Origin of the sequence: Terrisporobacter mayombei (assembly GCF_020748465.1) — a bacterium.
Taxonomy (GTDB): Bacteria; Bacillota; Clostridia; order Peptostreptococcales; family Peptostreptococcaceae; genus Terrisporobacter; species Terrisporobacter mayombei.
Window position 1 is genome coordinate 1 of the sequence record NZ_JAHZMP010000202.1, and the last position, 462, is coordinate 462.

The window sequence follows — 462 nt, forward strand, 5'->3', positions numbered from 1 at the left end:
TCTGGCTTATGAACCCGCAACCAAAGGACAGTGGCCGGAAGAGCAGCTGTGGTCGACGGAGAAATACCTCGATTTCATGCCGAAATTGTTTGACGCGGTACGTAACAAGTTTGGTTTTAATGAACATTTGCTGCATGACATGCACCATCGCTTAACGCCTATTGAAGCGGCGCGCTTTGGTAAAAGCATTGAAGATTATCGCATGTTCTGGATGGAAGACCCGACGCCTGCGGAAAACCAGGAATGCTTCCGTCTCATTCGCCAACATACCGTCACACCCATCGCAGTGGGTGAAGTCTTCAACAGCATCTGGGACTGCAAACAACTGATTGAAGAGCAACTCATCGATTATATCCGCACCACGCTGACCCATGCAGGCGGAATTACCGGTATGCGCCGGATTGCCGATTTTGCTTCGCTGTATCAGGTACGTACTGGCTCACACGGTCCTTCCGATTTGTC

Annotated in this window: 1 pseudogene; it reads left to right on the top strand. The window is 50.4% G+C overall.

Features of this window, described 5'->3' with window-relative positions:
• A pseudogene (gene rspA, locus K0039_RS25235) lies at positions 1-462 on the top strand (starvation-sensing protein RspA); the annotation flags it as partial.